4 protein-coding genes are annotated in these 7,204 nt (G+C 63.3%); all 4 read right to left on the reverse strand.

All coding sequences use genetic code 11. From position 1 onward, the window contains the following. Window positions 1-15 precede the first annotated feature (15 nt). The 4 genes from hsdR to folD all read right to left on the reverse strand — a co-directional run bounded on the left by hsdR (window position 16) and on the right by folD (window position 6,948). The gene (gene hsdR / locus ACVOK1_RS03145; RefSeq protein ID WP_295545863.1) at window positions 16-2,406 is read right to left on the reverse strand and encodes an EcoAI/FtnUII family type I restriction enzme subunit R; all 2,391 of its coding nucleotides are present in this window, start codon (window positions 2,404-2,406) and stop codon (window positions 16-18) included. A gap of 294 nt (window positions 2,407-2,700) precedes the next feature. Further along, complete coding sequence (gene guaA / locus ACVOK1_RS03150; RefSeq protein WP_136639453.1) at window positions 2,701-4,266, reverse strand: glutamine-hydrolyzing GMP synthase; 1,566 nt, start codon at window positions 4,264-4,266, stop codon at window positions 2,701-2,703. Window positions 4,267-4,375: 109 nt separating this feature from the next. Beyond that, the gene (guaB, locus tag ACVOK1_RS03155; protein WP_108747812.1) at window positions 4,376-5,833 is read right to left on the reverse strand and encodes an IMP dehydrogenase; all 1,458 of its coding nucleotides are present in this window, start codon (window positions 5,831-5,833) and stop codon (window positions 4,376-4,378) included. Between the two features lie 236 nt (window positions 5,834-6,069). Then, the gene (gene folD / locus ACVOK1_RS03160; protein ID WP_481561084.1) at window positions 6,070-6,948 is read right to left on the reverse strand and encodes a bifunctional methylenetetrahydrofolate dehydrogenase/methenyltetrahydrofolate cyclohydrolase FolD; all 879 of its coding nucleotides are present in this window, start codon (window positions 6,946-6,948) and stop codon (window positions 6,070-6,072) included. Window positions 6,949-7,204: the final 256 nt, after the last annotated feature.

Raw genomic sequence — 7,204 nt, forward strand, 5'->3', positions numbered from 1 at the left:
TGAGTCTAGTTCTGGTCAGGCGCGATAGAGCTCACGCTCGAGCTCGCCCACGGCCTGCTGGTATTGGGTCTTGCCGCCAAAAGCACGCACAAGTTCGATCGGTGTGCCCAGGCGGTTGAAGGGGGCGATGGCGAGGATCTGCGTTTCCTCGATGGCGGCCACGCCTTCGTCGGCATACTTGTCGAGCAGGGCTTCGAGTACCTTCTGCGCTTGCTCGCCGTACTTGGCGAAGTAATGGCGCTTCTTGACCTGCTCAGCCCGCTCCTTGCGCGTGAGAGGGGGTTGATCCCAGGCCACGTGGCATAGCAGATCGAAAGGGTCGAAATCCTTGCCTGATTGCTTGTCTACCTCGTCGGCCAAAGCCTCGAAGAAGATGCCCTGATGAGCCAGCTCATCGATGATGGCCTGCTTCTTCTCGGCCTTGCTCCAATGGCGCAGGAAATCGTCGAGCGACGCGAACTCCTTGGCCAGGGTATTGCGGGTGTAATCCTTCAGGGACTCGGTGATCAGTTTGCCGTTGGCGTCGAAATACTGCACCCGCTCGGCCACCACCTTGACCTCGACGTTGGCGACAACGTAACGGCGCACGTTGCTGCCTTCCTCACCTGGCAGCGGTTCGGCTACGCCACCGGGAGGCGTGGGGTTGTCATCCGGCGTGGGATAGGTGAATTCATCGTCAGGCGACGCCTCCCCATCTTCTTCATCTGGAGGAAGCGGTGACTCGCCTGGGCCTGGCTCATAAATCTGCACGGGATCGCCATCGAAAGCCGGATCGGCGAACAGCTCGGTCGCCTTCTTGAAATCAAGGATGGTGAACCAGTACTTGTCGAAGTCCTCGTTGATACGCGTTCCACGACCGATGATCTGCTTGAATTCGGTCATCGACTGGATGCGCTGATCCAGCACGATGAGCTTGCAGGTCTGAGCATCGACGCCCGTGGTCATCAGCTTAGAAGTGGTCGCGATGACGGGGTATTTGCTTTCCGGGAAGATGAAATTGTCCAACTCCATCTTGCCTTCTTCGTTGTCGCCGGTGATGCGCACGACATAGCGGTGGTTCTGCGCCACAAGGTCGGCGTTTTCGTTTACCAGCGCCTGGCGCATGCGTTCGGCATGGTCGATGTTGTCGCAGAAGACGATGGTCTTGTCGAAGCGGTTGCTGGCTTTCAGGTATTCGCTGATCTTGCGCGCCACCACGTGCGTGCGCTGTTCCAGCACAAGCGTCTTGTCAAAATCACGCTGGTTATAGATTCGGTCTTCGATCTCGTTGCCGTGCTTGTCGAGCATGCCCTTGTCGGGACGCCAGCCGGTCAGGTCTTTGTCCAGGTCGATGCGCACCACCTTGTAGGGCGCGAGAAAGCCATCGTCGATGCCCTGGCGTAGCGAGTAGGTATAGATGGGCTCACCGAAGTAGTCGATGTTGGATACGTCCTTGGTTTCCTTGGGCGTAGCGGTCAGGCCAATCTGTGTGGCGGAATGGAAATACGTCAGGATCTCGCGCCAGGCCGAATCTTCGGCGGCGCTGCCTCGGTGGCATTCGTCGATCACGATCAGATCGAAGAATTCCGGGCTGAACTGCTTGTAGATGTTCCGTTCTTCTTCGTTACCGGTAACGGCCTGGTAAAGCGACAGGTAGATCTCATACGACTTGTTGGCCTGCCGCTTCTGGATCTTGGTCATCGCTGCGCCGAACGGCTTGAAGTCGTTGGTCATGGTCTGATCGACCAGGATGTTGCGGTCAGCCAGGAACAGGATGCGTTTCTTGGCACGCGACTTCCACAACCGCCAGATGATCTGGAAGGCGGTATAGGTCTTGCCTGTGCCCGTGGCCATCACCAGCAGAATGCGCTTCTGCTCTTTGGCAATCGCCTCGATGGTCTTGTTGATGGCGAGCAATTGGTAGTAACGGGGCGTCTTGTTGCTACCGTCGCTGTAGTAGTCCTGGGCTACCAGGGCCTGTTGCTGTGTGCTCAGCCCTTGATGCTCTGCCCACCATTGCCACAGCGTATCGGCACTGGGGAACTCGTCCAGGCTCAGTTCGCGCTCGATCACACCGTCCTTGGCGATCTTGTTGTGGAACAGGAAGCCATCTCCATTGCTGCTGAATACGAAAGGCACTTGCAGCATTTCGGCATAGCCGAGGGCCTGTTGCATACCCGAGCCGATGGCATGCTTGTTGTCCTTGGCTTCGATGACGGCAATGGGCAGGTTGGGCTTGTGGAACAGCACGTAGTCGGCGCGCTTGTGCTGACCACGTGTGTGCAGTTTGCCGCGCACGATAATGCGCCCCTTGGTCAGCAGAAACTCTTCGCGTACCTGGGTCAGGACGTCCCATCCAGCCCCTTCTAGCGCTGGCGTGATGAACTTGGTGCAGATGTCACGTTCGCTGAGCGCCTGCTTATTCATAGGATGTTGCTCCTTCCATGTCGGCATTGCCCGTTGCTTCTACCCATCGCCCGCCGCCCAGCAATCAATCCCGCATCCTATTCCATGCGCCTGCCAAGCTTTACCTCAACTGCGCAATACCCTGCCCCCTTCCCGCCCGGGTGGAAACTTAAGGAATTCAGCCTCAGGCTGGCTAAGTCGTTCGGAGCCCGACACCCGCCCAATGCTATGAATTCTGCGGACACGAAGATATCACTGCTGCAAAGAGAAAAGGCGCCGCAGCGCCTTTTCTCTAACTGCATCACACCCGCAATTTCACTCCCACTCAATAGTAGCCGGCGGCTTCCCCGAGATGTCATAGACCACCCGCGACACCCCCCGCAACTCATTGATGATCCGGTTGCTCACCGTCCCCAGGAACTCATACGGCAGATGCGCCCAATGCGCCGTCATGAAGTCAATCGTCTCCACGGCCCGCAGCGCAATCACCCACTCATAAGCGCGCGCATCGCCCACCACGCCCACTGACTTCACCGGTAGGAACACGGCAAACGCCTGGCTGGTCTTGTCGTACAGGTCCGCCTTGCGCAGCTCATCAATGAAGATGGCATCGGCCTTGGCCAGCAGTTCGGCGTATTCGCGCTTCACTTCACCCAAGATGCGCACGCCCAGGCCCGGGCCCGGGAACGGATGGCGGTAGACCATGGTGCGCGGCAGGCCCAGCTCAACGCCCAGGCGGCGCACTTCGTCCTTGAACAGCTCGCGCAGCGGCTCCACCAGGCCCAGCTTCATGTGCTCCGGCAGGCCGCCCACGTTGTGGTGGCTCTTGATCACGTGCGCCTTGCCGGTCTTGCTGCCGGCCGACTCGATCACGTCCGGGTAGATGGTGCCCTGCGCCAGCCACTTGGCGTTCTTCAGCTTGTTCGACTCTTCATCGAAGATCTCGACGAACAGGTTGCCGATGATCTTGCGCTTGGCTTCCGGGTCGCTCACGCCTTCCAGCGCGGCGAAGTAACGGTCGGCGGCATTCACGCGCACCACCTTTACACCCATGTGCTCGGCGAACATCGCCATCACCTGGTCGCCTTCCTGCCAGCGCAGCAGGCCGGTATCCACGAACACGCAGGTCAGCTTGTCGCCGATGGCCTTGTGCAGCAGCGCGGCCACCACGGACGAATCGACGCCGCCGGACAGGCCCAGGATCACTTCGTCATCGCCCACCTGTTCGCGCACGCGGGCGATCTGGTCGTCGATGATGTTGGCGGCGGTCCACAGGGTCTGGCAGCCGCACACATCCACCACGAAGCGGCGCAGCAGCGCTTGGCCCTGCAGGGTATGGGTCACTTCCGGGTGGAACTGCACGCCGTACCAGCGCTTTTCTTCGTTGGCCATGGCGGCCACCGGAATGCGGTCGGTGGTGGCAGTGATGGTGAAGCCCGGCGGCGCGACGGAGACGTGGTCGCCGTGGCTCATCCAGACATTCAGCTTCGGCTCGCCGCCGTGGTCGCTCAGGCCCTTGAACAGTGCATCGGGGTTGATGACGTTCACTTCGGCGTGGCCGAACTCGCGCTGGTCAGCGGCTTCGGTGGCACCGCCCAGCTGGGCAGCCAGGGTCTGCATGCCGTAGCAGATGCCGAAGATCGGCAGGCCGCTGTCGAACACTTCCTGCGGTGCGGCCGGGGCGCCCGGCAGCGTGGTCGATTCCGGGCCACCGGACAGGATGATGCCCTTGGCGCCAAACGCCGCGATCTCGGCCGGGTTGTGGTCCCACGCCCAGATTTCGCAGTAGACGCCCAGCTCGCGGATGCGGCGGGCGATCAGCTGCGTGTACTGCGCGCCGAAATCGAGGATCAGGATCTTGTCGTTATGGATATTGGTCATGGCGCCCTGGCAATGCAGTAGGGAAAACGAAACTTCAAATAATTTGCTGCGGCAGATGGAAAAAGAGGAACGGGAATCAGCTTCCTCGTTCCTCTTTCTCCGGCCCGCGTCAGGCGCGGTAGTTCGGCGGCTCTTTGGTGATCGTCACGTCGTGGACGTGGCTCTCACGCTGGCCGGCGCCGCTGATCTTGACGAACTTGGGCTTGGTGCGCATGTCGTCGATGGTGGCGCAACCCACGTAGCCCATGGTGGCGCGCAGGCCGCCCATCAGCTGGTGGATGATGCCGCCCACCGGGCCGCGGTACGGCACGCGGCCTTCGATGCCTTCCGGCACCAGCTTGTCGGCGGTGGCGGCGTCCTGGAAGTAGCGGTCCTTGGACCCCTTTTCCATGGCGGCCAGCGAACCCATGCCGCGGTAGCTCTTGTACGAACGGCCCTGGTACAGCTCGGTCTCGCCCGGCGATTCCTCGGTACCGGCCAGCAGGCCGCCGACCATGATGGTCGAGGCACCGGCGGCCAGCGCCTTGCCGATGTCACCCGAGTAACGGATGCCACCATCGGCAATGAGCGGGATGCGGTCCTGCAGGGCTTCGGCCACCAGATCGATGGCGGTGACCTGCGGCACGCCGACGCCGGCGACGACGCGGGTGGTGCAGATCGAGCCCGGGCCGATGCCGACCTTGACCGCGTCCGCACCGCTGTCCAGCAGCGCCAGTGCGGCTTCGCCGGTGCAGATGTTGCCACCGATGACCTGCACGTGCGGGAAGTTCTTCTTTACCCAGGCAACGCGGTCCAGCACGCCCTGCGAGTGGCCGTGCGCGGTATCGACCACGATCACGTCCACGCCGGCGGCAACCAGCGCTTCCACGCGGCGATCGGTGTCACCACCCACGCCGACGGCAGCGCCGACCAGCAGGCGGGTCGACAGATCCTTGGCAGCGTTCGGGAAGTCGGTGTTCTTCTGGATGTCCTTGACGGTGATCAGGCCGCGCAGGGCAAAATCATCGTTGACCACCAGCACCTTTTCGATGCGGTTGCGGTGCAGCAGCTGCAGCACTTCATCGCTGGCGGCGCCTTCCTTCACCGTGACCAGGCGATCCTTCTTGGTCATGATGTGGCGGACCGGATCGTCCAGCTCGGTCTCGAAGCGCATGTCGCGATGGGTGACGATACCGGCCAGCAGGCCGTCGCTGCCCACCACCGGCACGCCGGAGATGTTGTGCGCCTGGGTCAGGGCCAGCACGTCGCGGATGGTGGTTTCCGGGCCGACGGTGATCGGGTCGCGGATGACACCGGCCTCGAACTTCTTGACCTTGGCCACTTCCGCGGCCTGCTGTTCCAGGCTGAGATTCTTGTGGATGATGCCCATGCCACCCAGCTGTGCCATGGCGATGGCCAGGCGGGCTTCGGTGACGGTATCCATGGCCGCAGACAGGATCGGAAGCTTGAGCTTCAGGTCGCGAGTCAACCGCGTTTCGAGGTTGACGTCCTTGGGCAGGATGGTCGAGTGGGCGGGGACGAGCGAGACGTCGTCGTAAGTGAGTGCTTCAGCCTGGATGCGCAGCATCGGCATACCCGAGATGTGGGGAAGCGCGACATTTTACCCCTTTTTCACGCCCCGTGGGAGGGGGTGGATGCGACGCAGTGTCGCGCGGGCGGCGCCTTTGGAATGTGCCGACCAACGGTCGGCACCCACCAGAAGCCAGCCCGGCCTGTTTTTGGTAGGTGCGGACCGTTGGTCCGCACTGTCCGGCAATGTGCCGACCAACGGTCGGCACCCACCAACCCACCAGGAGCCGGCAATCAGCTCAGCGCTTCCGCAGCTTCCAGCGTGTTCTGCATCAGCGTGGCCACGGTCATCGGGCCAACGCCGCCCGGCACCGGGGTGATCCAGCTCGCCCGCTCTGCAGCAGCCTCGAAGCCGACATCGCCCACCAGGCGGCCGTCTTCCAGCCGGTTGATGCCGACGTCGATCACCACCGCGCCCGGCTTCACCCACTCGCCCGGCACGATGCCCGGGCGGCCCACGGCCACCACCAGGATGTCGGCATTGCGCACGGCCTGTTCCAGCACGTCCTTCGGGGTGAACTTGTGGCAGCTGGTGACGGTGCAGCCGGCGATCAGCAGCTCCAGGCCCATCGGTCGGCCGACGTGGTTGCTGACTCCGACGATGGTGGCGTTGCGGCCACGCACCGGCTGGTCGGTGTGGCCCAGCAGCGTGGTGATGCCGCGCGGGGTGCACGGGCGCAGGCCGAATTCACGCAGGGCCAGGTGGCCGACGTTTTCCGGGTGGAAGCCGTCCACGTCCTTGCGTGGGTCGATACGCTGGATCAGGCGGCGTGCGTCGGGAATGCCCGGCAGCGGCAGCTGGATCAGGATGCCGTTGATCTTCGGGTCGGCGTTGAGCTGGTCGATCAGGGCCAGCAGCTCGGCTTCGCTGGTGCCGGCCGGCAGATCGTAGTCATGCGCTTCGATGCCGACCTTTTCGGCCGCGCGGCGCTTGTTGCGCACGTACACGGTCGAGGCCGGGTCGCCCCCCACCAGCACCACGGCCAGGCCGGGGCGGCTGCCACCGGCGGCCACCCGGGCGTCGACGCGCACCTTCAGGCTGTCGAGCAGGTCCTCGGCAATACGTCGGCCATCGAGGATGCGGGCAGGAAACTGGGGGGCGGAGTCAGTCATCGAATGCGGGGGGCAGGCGGCGGCGGGGACGCTATTGTCCCTGATTCAGGCCCCCTCGCCCACCGGGATGTGGCAGCGGGGTCGGATCCCTTTGCCGCAGGCAAAGGGCTCTGACCCCCACCGACCAAGCTCAGGTACCGGTAGTGGGGGGGGGGGGGGCGGGGGGGGGGCAGCCCCCCGCACGCCCCCCCCCGCCCCCCCCGCCCCCCCCCGCGCCGGGGGGGCGACGACCACGGGGACGGCCACCGACGCGGCC

Source organism: Stenotrophomonas sp. STEN087 (assembly GCF_056759115.1).

Bases quoted from the DNA above. Each gene is read 5' to 3' on its own strand.
- hsdR (WP_295545863.1), bottom strand. From the start codon at position 2,406: ATGAATAAGCAGGCGCTCAGCGAACGTGACATCTGCACCAAGTTCATC.
- guaA (WP_136639453.1), bottom strand. From the start codon at position 4,266: ATGACCAATATCCATAACGACAAGATCCTGATCCTCGATTTCGGCGCG.
- guaB (WP_108747812.1), bottom strand. From the start codon at position 5,833: ATGCTGCGCATCCAGGCTGAAGCACTCACTTACGACGACGTCTCGCTC.
- folD (WP_481561084.1), bottom strand. From the start codon at position 6,948: ATGACTGACTCCGCCCCCCAGTTTCCTGCCCGCATCCTCGATGGCCGA.